Annotated in this window: 16 protein-coding genes and 1 pseudogene; 8 read left to right on the top strand and 9 right to left on the bottom strand. The window is 73.6% G+C overall.

All coding sequences use genetic code 11. The features are described 5' to 3' along the window. Positions 1-233: 233 nt before the first annotated feature. Positions 234-1211, top strand: a complete 978-nt coding sequence (locus CCN72_RS28610) for a fibronectin type III domain-containing protein (RefSeq protein ID WP_086810798.1) — start codon at positions 234-236, stop codon at positions 1209-1211. Between the two features lie 207 nt (positions 1212-1418). Beyond that, positions 1419-1985, top strand: a complete 567-nt coding sequence (locus CCN72_RS28605; protein WP_086810796.1) for a hypothetical protein — start codon at positions 1419-1421, stop codon at positions 1983-1985. Positions 1986-2687: 702 nt separating this feature from the next. On the opposite strand, the gene CCN72_RS28600 is transcribed toward CCN72_RS28605, so the two are convergent. The 4 genes from CCN72_RS28600 to CCN72_RS28585 form a co-directional block, all read right to left on the bottom strand. Beyond that, entirely contained in the window at positions 2688-3266 is a 579-nt protein-coding gene (locus CCN72_RS28600) for a PadR family transcriptional regulator (RefSeq protein ID WP_086810794.1), read from the bottom strand. Positions 3267-3297: 31 nt separating this feature from the next. After that, the gene (locus CCN72_RS28595; protein ID WP_086810792.1) at positions 3298-5313 is read right to left on the bottom strand and encodes an NADPH-dependent 2,4-dienoyl-CoA reductase; all 2016 of its coding nucleotides are present in this window, start codon (positions 5311-5313) and stop codon (positions 3298-3300) included. 210 nt (positions 5314-5523) lie between these two features. Continuing rightward, the gene (locus CCN72_RS28590) at positions 5524-5898 is read right to left on the bottom strand and encodes a hypothetical protein (RefSeq protein ID WP_086810790.1); all 375 of its coding nucleotides are present in this window, start codon (positions 5896-5898) and stop codon (positions 5524-5526) included. 111 nt (positions 5899-6009) lie between these two features. Next, the gene (locus CCN72_RS28585) at positions 6010-6885 is read right to left on the bottom strand and encodes a hypothetical protein (RefSeq protein ID WP_086810788.1); all 876 of its coding nucleotides are present in this window, start codon (positions 6883-6885) and stop codon (positions 6010-6012) included. Between the two features lie 312 nt (positions 6886-7197). Between CCN72_RS28585 and CCN72_RS28580 the strand changes: the two genes are divergently transcribed. Further along, entirely contained in the window at positions 7198-9273 is a 2076-nt protein-coding gene (locus CCN72_RS28580; RefSeq protein WP_086810802.1) for a SpoIIE family protein phosphatase, read from the top strand. 21 nt (positions 9274-9294) lie between these two features. Here CCN72_RS28580 and CCN72_RS28575 read toward each other — a convergent pair whose 3' ends face one another. Next, positions 9295-9858, bottom strand: coding sequence for a GNAT family N-acetyltransferase (locus CCN72_RS28575; protein WP_086810786.1), 564 nt, complete (start codon positions 9856-9858; stop codon positions 9295-9297). A gap of 48 nt (positions 9859-9906) precedes the next feature. Next, positions 9907-10689 (bottom strand): putative protein N(5)-glutamine methyltransferase, encoded by a 783-nt coding sequence (locus CCN72_RS28570; protein WP_086810785.1) that lies wholly within the window; start codon positions 10687-10689, stop codon positions 9907-9909. Between the two features lie 310 nt (positions 10690-10999). On the opposite strand from CCN72_RS28570, the gene CCN72_RS28565 reads away from it, so the two are divergent. Continuing rightward, entirely contained in the window at positions 11000-11398 is a 399-nt protein-coding gene (locus tag CCN72_RS28565; protein WP_085563818.1) for a MarR family winged helix-turn-helix transcriptional regulator, read from the top strand. 80 nt (positions 11399-11478) lie between these two features. Here CCN72_RS28565 and CCN72_RS28560 read toward each other — a convergent pair whose 3' ends face one another. Continuing rightward, positions 11479-12225 (bottom strand): GNAT family N-acetyltransferase, encoded by a 747-nt coding sequence (locus CCN72_RS28560; protein WP_086810781.1) that lies wholly within the window; start codon positions 12223-12225, stop codon positions 11479-11481. Positions 12226-12459: 234 nt separating this feature from the next. On the opposite strand from CCN72_RS28560, the gene CCN72_RS28555 reads away from it, so the two are divergent. From CCN72_RS28555 to CCN72_RS40060, 4 genes and pseudogenes are all read left to right on the top strand, one after another. Beyond that, positions 12460-13065, top strand: coding sequence for a sulfite oxidase-like oxidoreductase (locus tag CCN72_RS28555; protein WP_086810780.1), 606 nt, complete (start codon positions 12460-12462; stop codon positions 13063-13065). Next, a complete protein-coding gene (locus CCN72_RS28550) occupies positions 13058-13822 on the top strand; it encodes a ferredoxin reductase (RefSeq protein WP_086810778.1) in 765 nt (254 codons plus the stop codon). The genes CCN72_RS28555 and CCN72_RS28550 overlap by 8 nt, the downstream gene beginning before the upstream one ends. Positions 13823-14010: 188 nt before the next feature. Further along, complete coding sequence (locus CCN72_RS28545) at positions 14011-14589, top strand: Rv1733c family protein (protein ID WP_208638124.1); 579 nt, start codon at positions 14011-14013, stop codon at positions 14587-14589. A gap of 90 nt (positions 14590-14679) precedes the next feature. Next, positions 14680-14761, top strand: a pseudogene (locus CCN72_RS40060) (acetylxylan esterase); the annotation flags it as partial. A gap of 240 nt (positions 14762-15001) precedes the next feature. On the opposite strand, the gene CCN72_RS28535 reads toward CCN72_RS40060, so the two are convergent. After that, complete coding sequence (locus CCN72_RS28535) at positions 15002-15601, bottom strand: cysteine hydrolase family protein (protein ID WP_086810776.1); 600 nt, start codon at positions 15599-15601, stop codon at positions 15002-15004. Between the two features lie 22 nt (positions 15602-15623). Then, complete coding sequence (locus tag CCN72_RS28530; RefSeq protein ID WP_086810800.1) at positions 15624-16034, bottom strand: MarR family winged helix-turn-helix transcriptional regulator; 411 nt, start codon at positions 16032-16034, stop codon at positions 15624-15626. Positions 16035-16329 lie beyond the last annotated feature (295 nt).

Raw genomic sequence — 16329 nt, 5'->3', positions numbered from 1 at the left:
CCGCGCCGGCGCGGATTCGGCGACGACAGCGTTTCCGCGCCAGGGGCATGAACTCCCCCGCTCTCGCGGGTAGTTCAGCCGTAGGGAGGTTCAGCATACGTAACTTCCGGGCGTGCTCCGCAACGGCCCCTTGCCGTGGGCGCACCGGCCGGGCCATATTGGTCCGGACCATTGCCGGGACCCGTCGATGCCGAACTCGTCATCGAATGCCGAACAGCCGTGGAGGCAGAACCGTGCGACGCGTTCCCCTTCCGCTCGTGCTGGTCGCCGGCGCCCTGCTGCTCCTCGCGTCCTGCGGCCTGAGCCGGGCCGACGACGGCGACGAGGGCCGGATGCCGGGCGCCCCGACCGGGGTCACCGCCCAGGCCGGCAGCGCCACCACCGTGCATGTGATGTGGAACGCGGTGCCCGACGAGGGCCAGGGCATCCGCTCCTACGAGGTCTACCGGGGCGGTGCCAAGGCGGCCGAAGTGCCCGGCGCCGAGCGCATGGTGGACGTGATCGGGCTCAGCCCCTCCACCGCCTACTCCTTCACCGTGCGCGCCCGGGACAAGGCCGGGCGCCTGGGACCGCCGAGCCGGACGGTACGGGCCCGCACCCCCGCCCGGGTCGCGGCCGACCACTCGCCGCCGACCCGCCCCGGCACCCTCACCGGACACCCCGTCGGCAGCCGCGAGGTCCAACTGGCGTGGGGCGCCGCCCGGGACGACCGGGGCGTGGTGTCGTACGACATCGAGCAGGGCGGCGTGCAGATCCACAGCGTCGGCGGGGCGCAGACCTCGACCGTGGTCACCGGGCTGCGCCCCGGCACCCGGTATGTGTTCACGGTGCGGGCCCGGGACGCGGCCGACAACCTCTCCCCCGCCGGCGCTCCGGTGCGGCTGACCACGCCCGGCACCGACGACGGCCGGGCCACCGCGCCGACCGGCTTCACCGCCGCGACCCATCGCACGGACGGCGCCTACTATCTGGACCTGGCCTGGGACCCGCCGGACACCGACGGGGTGATCACCGAGTACTCGATCCGGCTGGACGACGCCACCACGACCTCGCTGGAGTGGGGCGGCACCCCGCCGCGCGGCCGGGCGCGCTACAGCTTCTACCTGGGCCGTACCGCCGGGGAGGAGCACCGGGTGCGGCTGCGGGCCCGGCTGCCGGACGGCACCTGGGGCGGCTGGTCGGCGGAGCGCACGGTGACGACGGGAGGCTGACCCGCGCGCCCCTGACCACAGGTCGGCGCCTGGCGCATCCCGGCGGGGCGCGGCCTGCGCCGGGCGTGGGGTGCCGTCACCCGGCCGGGTGCCGCCGGGGTGCGGGGGGCGCCGGGGCCGCGTTGGCTGCTGACCAGGCAGCACGGATGTTCCCCGACCCTGGGCGGCGCATGGGACGTACCGCCGGCCGTGCCGCCGGAGGCCCCGATGCGCAACTCCATATCCATGCTCCGCTTCGCTCCGACCCTGGCGGCCGCCGCCGTGCTCCCGGCCATGCTCGCGGCGCCCTCGGCCGCGGTCTCCGGCATCTCCGTCAGCACCACGGGATCCAGCGTCTCCGTGGTCACCAGCGCATGCACCCAGATCAACGGCAGCTGGGGCACCGCGGCCCTGCTCACCAGCAGCCAGGCGAACTTCGCGCAGGGCCGGCAGGTGGCCCTGTCGGGCACCACGATCAGCCAGTCCGCGGCCTGGTCGAAGGTGAGCCCGGGGACGTACACCGTGGTGGTGGTCTGCTCCAGCGGCAGCACGGCGGGCAGCCAGTCGGTGATCGTGTCCGCCGGTTCCTCGCCGACCCTCGCGGCGACCTCCCGGCCGGGCACGACCACGTCGACGACCAGACCGGCGCCGAACCGGGGCGTGAACGGCGGACTCGGCGGCGCCGTCCGCGACTACGGCCCACTGACGCTCGGCGCCGGCGCGGCACTGGTGGGCGCGGGTGCCGTCACAGCCGCCTGGTGCCTGCGCCGCCGCACGAAGCCGTACCGGTACTGAACCCCTCCGGGGGCGCCGGGCCCCGGCCGGCGGGGCTTCGCCCGACACGGCTCCGGATGGCCCGGCCCAGGCCCGCTCGCATTCGGGCGGCACCGCTCCGGTCGGCTCGGCTTCCGGCAACCCGACTCCGGTCCGCACGACTCCGACCGGTGCGGCCTCGGGCGGCTCGGCCCCGGCCGACGCGGCTTCACACCGCGCCACTTGCCACCGCTCGACGCCGACCGGCCCGGCTTCAGGCCACGCGCTTGCGGGCCCGCCCTGTCTACGGTCGCTCAGCCCCCTGGCGGCACGGCTTCAGCCGATGCTGCTTGCGGCCGGTCGGTTGCGTGCCGGGCGGTGTCGGACCGCTCGGCCCCCGGCGTCACCCAGGTCCGCTCGGCCTCGGGCGGCACCACTTTCGACGGTCCGGCTCCGGCCCGCCCACCTCCGGGCCACCCGGCTCCGACCGGCGCCGCCTCGGGCAACTCGGCCCCGGCCGATGCGGCTTCACGCGGCGCTGCCTGCCTCCGCGCCGCTCCGGGCCACACAGCCTCGGGCCGCGCTGCTGCGGCGGTTCAGCTGTGGGCCGCACGACTGCGGGCCGCACGGCTGCCGGCCGGTCGGTCCACGGTCGCTCAGCCTCGGCGGCACCGCTTCGATCCACACAGCCCCGTGCCGCACGGCATCAGCCGATGCTGCTTGCGGCCGCTCGGGCGACGCTGTCTAGGGGTGGTCGGCCTCGGGTTGCCCGGAGTCAGCCGGAGGTGGCGGTAGCTGTGCGAACTCCGTGAGGGCGTGGGTGAGCCACTGGGTCCAGAAGGTCTCCAGGTCGATGCCGGCCCGCAGCACCAGGTGGCGCAGCCGGTCCTCGGGGGCGTCCCGGTCCGGCGGGAAGTCGCGCTTCTCGATCCCCTCGTACTCGGCCAACTGCCGCTGATGCAGCTCCAGATGGCGGCGCAGATCCGCTTCAAGACCGGCCGTGCCGACCACCGCCGAGGCGCGCAGCCGCAGCAGGAGCGTGTCCCGCAGCGGCTTGGGGTCCTGACCGGCGGCGGCCCAGCGGGCCAGTTCGGCGCGGCCCGCGGGCAGGACCTCGTAACTCTTCTTCTGCCCGCGGGACGGCTGCGCGTTCGGCAGCGCCCGGATGAGCCCCTCCCCCTCCAGCTTCCCCAGCTCGCGATAGATCTGCTGATGCGTCGCGGACCAGAAGTAGCCGATCGACTTGTCGAACCGGCGGGTCAGCTCCAGCCCCGACGACGGCTTTTCCAGCAGGGCGGTGAGGATCGCGTGCGGGAGTGACATGGGCTCATCCTAGGTATCCCCCGCAGGGGACCTACAGCGCCGCCGCCACCTCGGTGCCCTGCTTGATGGCGCGCTTGGCGTCCAGCTCGGCCGCGACGTCCGCGCCGCCGATCAGATGGACGCTGCGCCCGGCGGCGACCAGCGCCTCGTACAGCTCGCGGCGCGGCTCCTGGCCGGTGCACAGGACGACCGTGTCGACCTCCAGGACCGTGCTCTGCTCGCCGACGGTGATGTGCAGCCCCGCGTCGTCGATCCGGTCGTAGCGCACGCCCGGGACCATGGTGACGCCGCGGTGCTTCAGCTCGGTGCGGTGGATCCAGCCGGTGGTCTTGCCGAGCCCGGCGCCGACCTTGGTGGTCTTGCGCTGGAGCAGATGGACCTGGCGCGGCGGGGCCGGGCGGCGCGGCTCGGTGAGGCCGCCGGGCGCGGTGTACTCCACGTCGACGCCCCAGTTGCGGAAGTACGTCCGCGGGTCCTCGCTCGCCTTGTCGCCGCCGTCGGTGAGGAACTCGGCGACATCGAAGCCGATGCCGCCGGCGCCGAGGACGGCCACCCGCTCGCCGACAGGGGCGCCGTCGCGCAGCACATCGAGGTAGCCGAGCACCCGGGGGTGGTCGACGCCCGGGATGTCGGGGGTGCGCGGCGTGACGCCGGTGGCGACGACCACCTCGTCGTAGTCGGCCAGATCCTCGACGCCGACCCAGGTGCCGAGTCGTACGGCGACCCCGTGGGCGTCGAGCTGGTGGCGGAAGTAGCGCAGCGTCTCGTCGAACTCCTGCTTGCCGGGGACCTTGCGGGCGATGTTGAGCTGCCCGCCGATCTCGCTCGCGGCGTCGAACAGGGTGACCTCGTGGCCGCGTTCGGCGGCGCTGACGGCGCAGGCGAGTCCGGCGGGTCCGGCGCCGACCACGGCGACGCGCTTCTTCGTGCGGGTCGGGGCGAGCACCAGCTCGGTCTCGTGGCAGGCGCGCGGGTTGACCAGGCAGGAGGTGAGCTTGCCGCCGAAGGTGTGGTCCAGGCAGGCCTGGTTGCAGCCGATGCAGGTGTTGATGGCCTCGGGGGTGCCGGCGGCGGCCTTGGCGACGAAGTCGGGGTCGGCGAGCATGGGCCGGGCCATGGAGACCATGTCGGCACAGCCGCCGGCCAGCAACTCCTCGGCGAGATCGGGGGTGTTGATGCGGTTGGTGGTCACCAGGGGGATCGTCACCTGGCCCATCAGCTTCTTGGTGACCCAGGTGTAGGCGCCGCGCGGCACCGACGTGGCGATGGTGGGGATGCGGGCCTCGTGCCAGCCGATGCCGGTGTTGATGATCGTGGCGCCCGCCGCCTCGACTGCCTTGGCGAGGGTGACGACCTCGGCGTGCGAGGAGCCGCCGGGGACGAGGTCCAGCATGGACAGCCGGTAGACGATGATGAAGTCCTCGCCCACGGCCTCGCGGACCCGGCGCACGATCTCGACCGGGAAGCGCATCCGGTTCTCGTAGGAGCCGCCCCAGCGGTCGGTGCGGTGGTTGGTGCGGGCGGCGATGAACTCGTTGATCAGATAGCCCTCGGAGCCCATGATCTCGACGCCGTCGTATCCGGCGTGCCGGGCGAGGCGGGCGGCGCGCACATAGTCCTCGACGGTCCGCTCGACATCGGCGTCGGACAGCTCGCGGGGCACGAAGGGGCTGATCGGCGCCTGGAGGGGGCTCGGGGCGACCAGGTCCTGGTGGTAGGCGTACCGGCCGAAGTGCAGGATCTGCATCGCGATGCGGCCGCCCGCGCCGTGCACGGCCCCGGTGACGACCCGGTGCCGCTCGGCCTCCGCCTCGGTGGTGAGCATGGCCCCGCCCTCGTACGGCCGGCCCTCCTCGTTCGGCGCGATGCCCCCGGTCACGATGAGCCCGACGCCGCCGCGCGCCCGGGCGGCGTAGAACGCGGCCATCCGCTCGAACCCGCGCTCGGCCTCCTCCAGGCCCACGTGCATGGATCCCATGAGCACTCGGTTGGGCAGCGTGGTGAATCCCAGGTCGAGCGGGGTCAGCAGGTGGGGGTAGCGGCTCATGTCAGGCCCTCCGTGCACAGATGCGGTCGCATCTTGTTGTAGAGCACCCGCCCCCGTTTATGCAACTAGTTGCACAACGATGTGACCCGCACCGCTCCCCCGCCCGCGGCCACGTCCGTCGGCACGACGGAAGCGGACGGACACGGACGCAGTACGCCCCGGCCGGTACGGGACCGGCCGGGGCGTCGTAGGGGGCTTGCCCGCGTCGGATCAGAGACTCTCCAGACGCAGATGCAGATCGCGTTCCTGGTCGCCGGAGGCCGTGCAGGTCTCCTGGACGGTGAACATGGTGTCCAGGGTGCGGCGGAAGCGGTCCACAGCCCAGTAGCCGCCCTGGACGTCCGCCTGGACGGACGAGCCGAGGTGGACCGGCGGGCAGCCCTGACGCCGGGTGTCCCCGACCTCGTAGCTGCCGAGCCACACCATCGGGCGGGTTTCGTGGAGTTGCTGGGGCACCTCGTCCGCGCCCCGGTCGGATACGAAGCACGCGCTCAGCGCCTCGAAGACGAGACGCGCGTCGTCCTTGGAGCATCCGCTGATCTCCACCATGACGGTTTCCGGATGCGACCGGTCCTCGTTCGCCATTGATCGCTCCTTTCGCGGCCGCTGTGCGCTGCCCGGGGTACCCCGCCGCGCCGCGTCCATCCCCCGCCCAGGAAAACACCGCCCCCCTTCACCCGCACGCGCTGCGCGGGATCAGCCCAGGGAGAACTTGTACGTCTTGCTGTCGGTGAGCACACAGACGCTCGGCGACACCACGATCACGCGCAGGGTGCCGCTGCGCCGGTCGTAGTCGATGCCCTCCGCCTCGAAGGTGCCGGAGCACGCGCTGCGCAGCGGCAACTGGCGCAGGGCCGTGACATGCCCGGTGACATCGGCGGAGCCGTTCGGCGGGGCCGACAGATCGATCTGGAGCAGCGGCTTGGTGATGCCGAAGAGGCTCCCGTCGGAGTCGTCGGAGGAGCAGAGCAGGGTGGTGGGGCCGGAGAAGTCGCAGCCCTGCACGTCGCTGACGGCGTGGTCCAGGCGCACCGTGGCGGCCTGCGGGAGGTTCGCCGAGGGCGAGGTGCCGCGGTTCTCGCCCGGCGTCGGGAAGACCAGCAGCCGGTTCATCGTGCCCCACTCCCCGGACAGCATCCACTGCCCGTCCGGGGTGATCGCGTCCCAGGAGTTGTTCAGGGCCTCACCGGGGCTCAGCTGGTGCACGTACTCCGACCAGGAACCGTCGGGCGCCTGTACGCGGTACATCTTCGCGTTGCCCGAGTCCTCCTGGTAGGGCTCGATGTAGTAGCCCTCGTACGACGCGTCGGGGTCGCCGACGTGGTTCCAGCCCCGGAGGGAGTCGCTCAGCGGGATGGTGCCGATGCCGGTGTAGCGGTTGGGACTGCCCGCCGGGACCTCGATCGAGGCCAGCCCCTGGCTCTCGGTCAGCGGATCGGCGCGGTCCGAGCCGGTCTCCGTCCAGGTGCCGGCGGCGGAGGCGGGCGCCGGCACGGCGAGGGACAGAGCGGCGGCGAAGGTGACGAGTGCGGCGAGGGCTCCGTTGCGGCGTAACCGGGCGGACGCGGGCATGACCAACTCCTCGAACGGGCGGTGGGGACACTCGAACGGCGCACAGTCTGGCGTGGCGTGATCGTCATGTACAGGCCAATGCAGCAACATGGACATGAACTCTCCCGGCGCCCCCGGCCGCGCGGTACGGTCCGCGCGAGCGGTCCCGGCGCCCCGCCCTGCCGCCGGTTCGGGCGGACGCCCGCCGCCGGGTTGAGGGATGGTGGAGGTTGACGGCGACGGCGTCGGAGAGTCGGATGTGAGCGCGACAGGACGTGGGGAACCGGCACGGGGGACGGCGTGCCGTCCGGACGGGCGAAGGCGGTGCGTGGCATGAGTGCAGCCGGGGCTCCGGCGCCACAAGGCGGCGAGCCGGCCCGCGGGCCCGTGCCGCCGGGCGGCCTCCTCGATGTGCTCGCGGTGGCCTCGGTGGTCCTGGACACCGACGGCCGGATCGCGCTGTGGAGCCCCCAGGCCGAGGAGCTGTTCGGCTACACGGCGGCGGAGGCGCTCGGCCAGTACGCCGCCCGGCTGATGGTGGACGAGCGGCACATGCAACTGGTCGGCAAGCTCTTCGCCGATGTCATGACCACCGGGCAGAGCTGGGCCGGCGGCTTCCCGGTCCGGCACAAGGACGGCAGCACCCGTCTGGTGGAGTTCCGCAACATGCGGCTGCTGGACGCCCGCGGCAAGGTGTACGCCCTCGGGCTGGCCGCCGACCGCTCGACCGTACGGCGCCTCGAACAGGACGTGGCGCTGTCCGAGCGGATGGTCATGCAGTCCCCGGCCGGGCTCGCCGTGCTCGACACGGAGCTGCGGTTCGTGTCGGTCAACCCCGCCCTGGAGCGGATCAACGGGCGCCCGGCCGCCGAGCACCTGGGACGCCGGATGGCCGACGTGGTGCCGGAACTGGACGTCGCGAGCATGGAGGCCGGCGCCCGCAGGGTGCTGGAGACGGGCGCGCCGCTGATCGACCACATCGTCGTCGGCCGCACCCCCGCGGACCCGGACGCGGACCACACCTGGGCGGTCTCGCTGTACCGGCTGGACGACGCGGCGGGCCATGTGCTGGGTGTGGCCTGCTCGGTGGCCGACATCACCGAGCAGCACCGGGCCGCGATGGAGGCGGAGGCGGCACGGCGCCGGCTCGCGGTCATCGCCGACGCCGGGGCCCGGATCGGTACGACGCTCGAACTGGACCGTACGGCCTGGGAGTTGGCCGAGGTCGCGGTGCCGGAGCTGGCCGATGTGGCCGCCGTGGACCTGCTGGAGGCGGTGGTGGAGGGCCGGCCCAGCACCCTCGGCCCCGCGGACGCGGCGGTGCTCCGGGCCCTCGCGCTGCGCCCCGAGGACGGCTCGGACGCCGTACGGGCCGCGGACACGCCCGGCAGGATCGCCCGGTACGCGCCCGACCGCCTGGTCACCGAGTGCGTGCGCACGGGTGAGGCGGTGCTGGTGCCGCGGGTCAAGGACGAGGACCTGCCGCGCATCGCCCGCTCCCCGGAGGCGGCCGTACTGCTGGGGCGGGCGGGGCTGCACTCGTATCTCGCGGTGCCGCTCATCGCGCGCGGCGAGGTGCTGGGCGCGCTCGACCTCAAACGGACCGTCAACCCGCGGCCGTTCGACGCGGACGACGTGCTGCTCGCCCGGGAGCTGGCGGCGCGCGCGGCGGTGCAGATCGACAACGCCCGCTGGTACCAGAACGCCCGCAACACCGCGCTGACCCTCCAGCGCAGCCTGCTGCCGAGCAGTCCGCCGGTGACCACCGGGCTCGAAGTGGCCTCGCGCTATCAGCCGGCGGGGGCCACCAGCGAGGTCGGCGGTGACTGGTTCGACGTCATCCCGCTGGAGGGCGGGCGGACCGCGCTGGTGGTCGGGGACGTCATGGGCAGCGGGATCGGGGCGGCCGCGACGATGGGGCGGCTGCGCACCGCGACCACCACCCTGACCGCGCTCGGTCTGGACCCCGCGGTGCTCCTCGCGCACCTGGACAAGACCACCTCGGCCCTGGACCACTCCATCGCGACCTGTGTGTACGCCGTCCACGACCCGCGGCTGCGGCAGTGCCGTATCGCCAACGCCGGCCATCTGCCCCCGGCCCGCGTCCGCCCCGGCCACCCCCCGGAGCTCCTCGACCTGCCCACCGGTGTCCCGCTCGGCGTCGGCGGTGTCTCCTTCTCCACGGTCACCGTCGACTTCGCCCCCGGCGACGAACTGGTCCTCTACACCGACGGCTTGGTCGAGACCCGCCGCCACACCCTGGACGAACGCCTGGACCTCATGCTGTCCCTGCTGACCGACCCCACCCGCCCCCTGGAGGAGACCTGCGACCTCCTCCTGCGCACGCTCCACCACCCGGACAACCACGACGACGTGGCCCTGCTCATCGCACGGGCGAAGGAATGCTGACGATACGTCAACTCCTGTCCGTCACCCCGTCGTCGCGTCGGTGATCCGCTCCCACTCCTCGCTCAGCATCCCGAACAGCACGCTGTCGTACCACCGTCGCCCCACCCGCACACTGGAGCGGCGGCGCCCCTCCTCGACGAACCCGGCCCTGCGGAAGGCGCGGATCGCGCGTTCGTTGCCGCTCCAGGTGTCCAGCTCGACGCGCCGGAACCCGCAGGCGCCGAAGAGGTGCCCAAGCAGCAGCCGCAGCGCCTCGGAGCCGTAGCCGCCGCCCCAGTGGTCGCGCTCCCCGATGGTGATGCCGGCCGTGACCCGGCCGGCGAACGGGTGGACGTCGCGGTAGTCGACCATCCCGATCGGCCGGCCGTCGGCCAGGTCCTCCACGATGAACGTGCCGTCGACGCGCGGGTCCTGACGGAGCTGGGCGTCATGGAAGCGCTCCAGGGTCTCCCGGGTGATGGGCCCGAAGTGCGGGTCGCCCCCGGTGGCCCAGTGCACCACCTCGGGGTCGTTGCGCCAGCGCAGCTGGACGTCCAGATCCGCGGCGCGCGGCGCCCGCAGTCGTACAAGCGTTCCCTCGATCATGTGCTGATCATAGAGATGATGATCATGGGGCTTCGTCCCGCACTCCGATCACCGCACGCCGATCACCACATGCGCCGACCACTCCTGCGAGACCGCCACATGTGCGTTCAGGCCCGCCTCGGTGAAGGCGGCGACCGCGGCCGGGGCCTGGCGTTCGCTGGTCTCGGACAGCAGCCGGCCGCCGGGGGCGAGCCAGTCGGGGGCCTCGGCGGCGACACGGCGCAGGACGGCGAGGCCGTCGGGACCGCCGTCGAGGGCGGTGGCCGGCTCGTGGTCGCGGGCCTCGGCGGGGAGCAGCGGGAGGTCGGGGGTGGGGACGTAGGGCACGTTGGCCGCCAGGAGACCGATACGGCCGCGCAGGGCGGTGGGCAGGGCGGCGTACAGGTCGCCCTGGTGTGCGTGGCCGCCGTAGGGGGCGAGATTGCGGCGGGCACAGTGGACGGCGACCGGGTCGATGTCGGCGGCGTGCACCCGAGCGCCGTCCAGCGCGGCGGCGAGGGCCGCGCCGAGCGCGCCGGAGCCGCAGCACAGGTCCACCACGACGGAGGCGTCCGGGACTTCGGCCAGCGCCCGGTCCACCAGGAACTCGGTACGGCGGCGGGGGACGAACACCCCGGGCTCGACGGCGATCCGCAGCCCGTGGAACTCGGCCCAGCCGAGGACGTGTTCGAGCGGCAGACCGGCCGCGCGGCGGTCCACCATCGAGGCGAGTTCGGCGGCGTCACGGGCGGTGGCGAGTATCAACTCCGCCTCGTCCTCGGCGAACACGCACCCGGCGGCACGCAACGCGCAGACGACGGCCGCAGGGGACAGGAAAGAGGGAGTGGGCATGTGCGGACGGATGCCTTTCGGGAGCGCGAGACCACAGGGCGCTCCCGCGGTCACCGCTGCCGGTGCACCGCGCCGTCACGAGGAGAGAGCACCCCGGCTGACACAGCGGATATGGGTCCCACCTCCTCGCACTCGGGGCCGCGGACCTCCGCGACCGGACGGTCACCATACCCCACAGGACCTGGCCGGGTTCGGCCCCCTGACGTCGCGAGTTGTACTCTGCAACCGGAATGCGGACCACCGCGGAACGCCGGAGGAGGGAGGTCCCGTGCGCACAGCCGAGTCGGCCGTCGAGACGATCCAGCGCGAGATGACGGTCTTCGCCCGCCGGGCCCGCGCCTCGGCGGGCCGTATGCACCCCGAGCTGTCCCTGGTGTCGTACACCCTGCTCGGCCATCTGGAGGAGAGCGGGGGCTGCCGGGCCACCGATCTCGCGGCGCACTACGCCCTGGACAAGTCCACGGTGAGCCGTCAGGTCGCCGCGCTGGAGCGGGCGGGCCTGATCGAGCGCCGCCCGGACCCGGAGGACCACCGGGTCCAGGTGCTCCAGCTGACCGAGGCCGGGCAGGAGATCCTCGCCCAGGTCACCCGGCGCCGCCGCGCCGCCTTCCGGGAGCGGCTCGCCGAGTGGCCCGAGGACGACCTGGTGCGGTTCGCGGCCTATCTGGAGCGCTACAACGCGGGGGCCGAGGGCATCGGCGCCGACTGAGCGCTCCGTCCGGCACCGTGCTCACGTCGTAGGACACCTCCGGCACTCACGTCGTATGGCATCTCCGGCCGGTACGACGATCACCCCACCGGCACCACCGGCACCGCGGCCCGCCCGTCCGTCAGCCGCTCCGGGGCCTTCGCCGCCAGGAAGGACGTGGTCCTGCGCAGCCGGAAGCCCAGGGACTCGTACAGCCGGATGGCGTTGGTGTTCCTGGCGCTGGTGTGCAGGAACGGGGTGTCGCCGCGCTCCCGGATGCCGTGCGCGACGGCGAGGATCAGCCGGCCGGCCAGGCCCTGGCCGCGCGCTGCGGCGTCGGTGCAGACCGCGCTGATCTCGGTCCAGCCCGGCGGTCGCAGCCGCTCCCCCGCCATGGCGACCAGCGCGCCCTCGCGGCGGATGCCGAGGTAGGTGCCCATCTCGACGGTGCGCGGCAGGAACGGCCCCGGCTGGGTGCGCGCCACCAGGTCCAGCATCTCGGGCACATCGGCCGGGCCGAGGCGGACCGCCTCCGCGTCCGGCGCCGCGGCCAGACCGTCGTCCACGAGCTGGACGCCGCCCACGTGGAAGGTGATCTCCCAGTCCTCCGGGACGTCCCCGCAGTAGCCGTTCAGCGGGACCTCCGCACCGGCTCCGGCCAGCGCGGCGAGGTCCGCCCAGTCCCGGGCCTCCGGCTCGTCGGGCAGCGCCAGCCACGGGGAGACGTCGACCGGGTAGCGCAGCACCCGGCCGCGCCGCTCGGCGAAGTGGGCGTGCGGGCCGGTGAGGGAGGCGAGGGCGGGGTTGTCGAGGACGTGCGAAGGGGACCGGGGACCGATGACGCTCACGCGGCCACCTCGATCACCGTGCCGGAGCCGTACGCCTTGTGCATTCTCATCCCTCGCTTCTCTCGCACCGTCCCCGGCGCACCACGGCCGGTACCGATCGCCAAGGAGCGACCCGCGCCCGGTATTCCCGCTCCCCCGCACTGTTCATACGACCGCAACGATCCGACCCCGGGGCCGGGCACCGGGGCGGTGACCAGGCACGGAGCACCCGTCGGGACAGCGTACGGTTGAAGGATGAACGTCACGCGAGGCTTCACGGGCCGCGCGCGCGAGCACAACCCGGGGCTGCCGCCCGGTCAGTACGACGCGCGCGAGGACTGGCCCGTCCTGTCCGCCGAGGTCACCCCCGACCTCGCACCCGCCGACTGGTCCTTCCGCGTCGACGGGCTGGTCGAGCGGCCGTACACCTGGGACTGGGACACGGCGCACGCGCTGCCCGCCTCGGCGTACGAGGGCGACATCCACTGTGTCACCGGGTGGTCGAAGTTCGGGGTGCGGTTCGGTGGGGTCTCGCTGGACGCCTTCCTCGACGTGGTGCGGCCCGCCGCGGCCGCCACCCACGCGGTCGCCCGCTCCCACACCGGCTACACCGCGAACCTGCCGCTGGCCGACCTCACCGGCGGTCGCGCCTGGATCGTCTGGGAGTACGGCGGCGAGCCGCTGCCGGCCGAGCACGGCGGCCCGGCGCGTCTGGTGGTGCCCCATCTGTACTTCTGGAAGAGCGCCAAGTGGATCGCGGGCCTCACGCTCCTCGACCACGACGAGCCGGGCTTCTGGGAGGGCAACGGCTACCACGCGCGCGGCAACCCCTGGGAAGAGCAGCGGTACGCCGGTGACTGAGACGACGACCATGCCCGGTGGGGCGCCCCGGTTCGCGGTGCCCGGCCGGATCGCCGTGAGCGAGCAGGCCGAGTCGACGTGGCAGACGGCCACCCTGACGGAGATCCGCCGCGAGACCCCGCACGCGGCCACCTTCCGGCTCGCGGTCCCCCGGTGGGCGGGGCATCTGCCCGGCCAGCACCTGATGCTGCGGCTGACCGCGGGAGACGGCTACACGGCGCAGCGCCACTACTCGATCGCCTCCGCGCCCGACGACAGCGGGCATATCGAGCTGACTCTCGACCGGGTGCCGGACGGTGAGGTGTCCGGCTGGTTCCACACCGTGGCCAGGCCCGGTGACACGATCGAGGTGCGCGGCCCGCTCAGCGGCTTCTTCGCCTGGCCCGGCGACCGGCCCGCGCTGCTGCTCGGCGCCGGCTCCGGGGTCGTACCGCTGATGTCGATGATCCGGCACCACCGGGCGCGCGGCCTCGAAGTGCCGCTGCGGATGCTGGTGTCCGCGCGCAGCCCCGAGGAGCTGATCTACGCGGCCGAGCTGGGCGCGGAGACGACCCCGGTGTTCACCCGCGGCGCCCCCGCCGGGGTGCCGGTGGGCCGGGTGACGGCCGCGCATCTGGCGCCGCTGCTGGCCGAGCGGCCGCCCGGCGGGTGGGAGGCGTATGTGTGCGGCTCCAACGGGTTCGCCGAGCATGTCTCGCGGCTGCTGGTCCGCGCCGGTCAGCCGGCGGACCGGATCCGCATCGAACGCTTCGGCTGAGGCGCGGCACCGGCGCGTTCGCGGGGCACCTGGCTCGAACGTGCCTCAAGTGGGCCTGAACTCGCGGTTCACCGGGTGGGCCGGGTGCGCCGCACGGGGTACGAGACGGGTGAGGACGCTCGTGCGCGTACACCGGAGCGGGTGGCGGCGCGGGCGGGCGGCCGGTCGGCTTCGGCGAGGAGGCGGACATGCGGACCCGGGTGCGTGTGCGTGGCTGGCGCTGGCGGCGCAATCCGCTGCGGCGCCGCTGTGATGTCGTCGAGGCGTGGACGGTGCTGGTCGTCGCCGTGCTGCTGTTCGTGGTGGCGCCCCTGGTCGGGGTGGCCGCTGGGCTGCACGCCCAGAACCGGGACGCGGCGACCGCGGCGGCGCAGCGGGCCGCGCGCCACCGGGTGTCGGCCACGGTGTCCGGCGGTCCGCCGGCCGTCCAGGTCGAGCGCGGGCATCTGCACCGGGCCGAGGTCCACTGGACCGAGCCCGGCCACGGGACCCGGACGGCCTGGGCACGGGTGCCGGCCGGGGCACGGACCGGGGACACGGTCCCGGTCTGGGTCGACATCCGGGGGCGGGTCGTCACCGCGCCGTCGTCCGGTACGGAGGTCCTCCAGCACGCGGTGACCATCGGGATGTGCGCGGCGGCCTGCGCCGGGGGCGTGGTGTTCCTCGGGCACACCCTGGCCCGCCGGATCGCGCTGCGCCACCGGCTCGCCGAGTGGGAGCGGGCATGGGCCCACACCGGGCCGAGGTGGACCCAGCCCAGGGCCTGAACAGCCGCGTGCCGGGCCATGGTCGGCCGGGGCACCCTCCTCGTACGGTGGGCTCCCCGCTCCCCTCTCCCTCGGTGAAGGCGGTGGCCGATGGCCCTGTTCGACCTGCCCCTGTCCGAACTCCGCGCCCACCGCAGCGAGTCCACCGAACCCGAGGACTTCGACGCCTGCCCGGTCCTGCTGACCCAGCCCGCCGAGGACCGCTGGACCCCGCACCACCTCAGCGTGCCGGTCCTGTCCCGGATCACGAAGGTCCCGGTCGACACCGTCATGCTCGACAACGCGGGGCACTACCCCCTGGAGGAGCCCGGCCTGCGGCAGATGCAGGACGCCATCGCGGATTTCGTCACGAAGTGCGCGGCCTGAGCGCCCACTTGAGCGCGGGCGCGGGCCGGGACCGTCGTACGAACGATCAGGCGGCGCCCAGCAGTTCGCGCAACTCCGCGATGTCGATGACGTACGACCGCATCGGGAACACCTTCTCCAGCAGCACCCGGTGGACCTCCTGGTCCCGGTCGGCGACACCGTCGGACAGCACGATGACCCGGTAGTCGCGGTCGGCGGCGTCGGTCAGCGTGGACAGCACGACACCGCTGGTGCTGATGCCGGAGAGGATCAGCGTGTCGATGCCGCGCTCGCGCAGCCGCTCGTACAGATCGGTCGTGGAGGCCGCGCCGATGCGGACCTTGCGTACGACGATGTCGCCGTCCTCGGGCGCGATCCGCGCGTCGACCTGGGTGTCCGGGTCCTCGTGGTGGTTGCGCTTGGCCGCGGCGAGCGGGCTGAAGGACTTGTTGGTCTCCGGGATCGCGGCCCAGTCGTCCTCGGTGAAGGCGACCCGGACATAGCCGATGGCGCCACCGGCGGCGCGGACGTCGGCGATGGCGCCCTTGACCCGCTCGACCAGGGCGTCCGGGTCCGGGACGAGCGGCAGGATCCCGCCCTGGAGGTCCATCGCCAGCAGGGCGGTGCGCGCGGGGTCGATGACGGGCAGGGCGGCGGGGCTGGTCATTCGGTGGTTCTCCTCGCGGATCTCATGGGACGTGCGGGTGGATCTCGGCCCCGGCAAGACGCTCCAGCAGCTCGACGGCCTTTTCCAGGTCGTCGCGCTCCTCCGGCCGTACGACCTGCGTGATCGCCCGGGCCAGGAACGTCGCGCGCCCCGTGAGCAGCCGCTCGATCAGCGCGCCGGCCGAGGGGTCGGCGCTGATCAGCTTGCGGCGGCCGTCCCGCGGGTCGGGCGCGCCGTGCACCAGTCCTGCGGCCTTCAGCACCGCGAGACTCTGGGCGATGGCCTGGGGCGTGACGTGCTCCAGCGCGGCGAGCCGCGCCGCCGTGACCGGGCCCTCGCGCACCACCTCGGCCAGGACGGCGAGTTGGGTGGCGGTCAGCCCGGTCGCGTGCTGCCCCGACTCCGCGCGCAGCCGCGCCCGCAGGCGCTTCATCGCCTGGTTGAGCCGCTGCGCGGTGTCGGAGGGGGGAGCCGGGGGAGCGGGAGTGGAGCCGGTGGTCACGCCTTCACCGTAGATTTCATCAAGTAACTTTGCCAAGTTACTTGATGAAATCTTGGGCCGGGCCCCCTGTCAGGAGAGCGTCCCCGCGGTCACCAGGCCACGGGCAGCTCGTACACCCCGTAGACGGCCATGTCCTCCCGGAACGGGATCTCCGCAAGCGGCCGCTCCAGGCGCAGGCCCGGGAACCGGCGCAGCAACGCGGGGTAGGCGACCTGGAGTTCCATCC

The organism is Streptomyces murinus (assembly GCF_002154555.1).
Classification (GTDB): Bacteria; Actinomycetota; Actinomycetes; order Streptomycetales; family Streptomycetaceae; genus Streptomyces; species Streptomyces murinus.
This window is presented reverse-complemented; position numbering and strand designations above follow the sequence as displayed.

What these genes read in the sequence shown, in the direction of transcription:
- CCN72_RS28565 (WP_085563818.1), top strand. Translation starts at nt 11,000, where the DNA reads ATGACGGTCTTCGCCCGCCGGGCCCGCGCCTCGGCGGGCCGTATGCAC.
- CCN72_RS28555 (WP_086810780.1), top strand. Translation starts at nt 12,460, where the DNA reads ATGAACGTCACGCGAGGCTTCACGGGCCGCGCGCGCGAGCACAACCCG.
- CCN72_RS28545 (WP_208638124.1), top strand. Translation starts at nt 14,011, where the DNA reads ATGCGGACCCGGGTGCGTGTGCGTGGCTGGCGCTGGCGGCGCAATCCG.
- CCN72_RS28580 (WP_086810802.1), top strand. Translation starts at nt 7,198, where the DNA reads ATGAGTGCAGCCGGGGCTCCGGCGCCACAAGGCGGCGAGCCGGCCCGC.
- CCN72_RS28595 (WP_086810792.1), bottom strand. Translation starts at nt 5,313, where the DNA reads ATGAGCCGCTACCCCCACCTGCTGACCCCGCTCGACCTGGGATTCACC.
- CCN72_RS28570 (WP_086810785.1), bottom strand. Translation starts at nt 10,689, where the DNA reads ATGCCCACTCCCTCTTTCCTGTCCCCTGCGGCCGTCGTCTGCGCGTTG.
- CCN72_RS28590 (WP_086810790.1), bottom strand. Translation starts at nt 5,898, where the DNA reads ATGGCGAACGAGGACCGGTCGCATCCGGAAACCGTCATGGTGGAGATC.
- CCN72_RS28575 (WP_086810786.1), bottom strand. Translation starts at nt 9,858, where the DNA reads ATGATCGAGGGAACGCTTGTACGACTGCGGGCGCCGCGCGCCGCGGAT.
- CCN72_RS28600 (WP_086810794.1), bottom strand. Translation starts at nt 3,266, where the DNA reads ATGTCACTCCCGCACGCGATCCTCACCGCCCTGCTGGAAAAGCCGTCG.
- CCN72_RS28535 (WP_086810776.1), bottom strand. Translation starts at nt 15,601, where the DNA reads ATGACCAGCCCCGCCGCCCTGCCCGTCATCGACCCCGCGCGCACCGCC.
- CCN72_RS28585 (WP_086810788.1), bottom strand. Translation starts at nt 6,885, where the DNA reads ATGCCCGCGTCCGCCCGGTTACGCCGCAACGGAGCCCTCGCCGCACTC.
- CCN72_RS28605 (WP_086810796.1), top strand. Translation starts at nt 1,419, where the DNA reads ATGCGCAACTCCATATCCATGCTCCGCTTCGCTCCGACCCTGGCGGCC.
- CCN72_RS28530 (WP_086810800.1), bottom strand. Translation starts at nt 16,034, where the DNA reads ATGAAGCGCCTGCGGGCGCGGCTGCGCGCGGAGTCGGGGCAGCACGCG.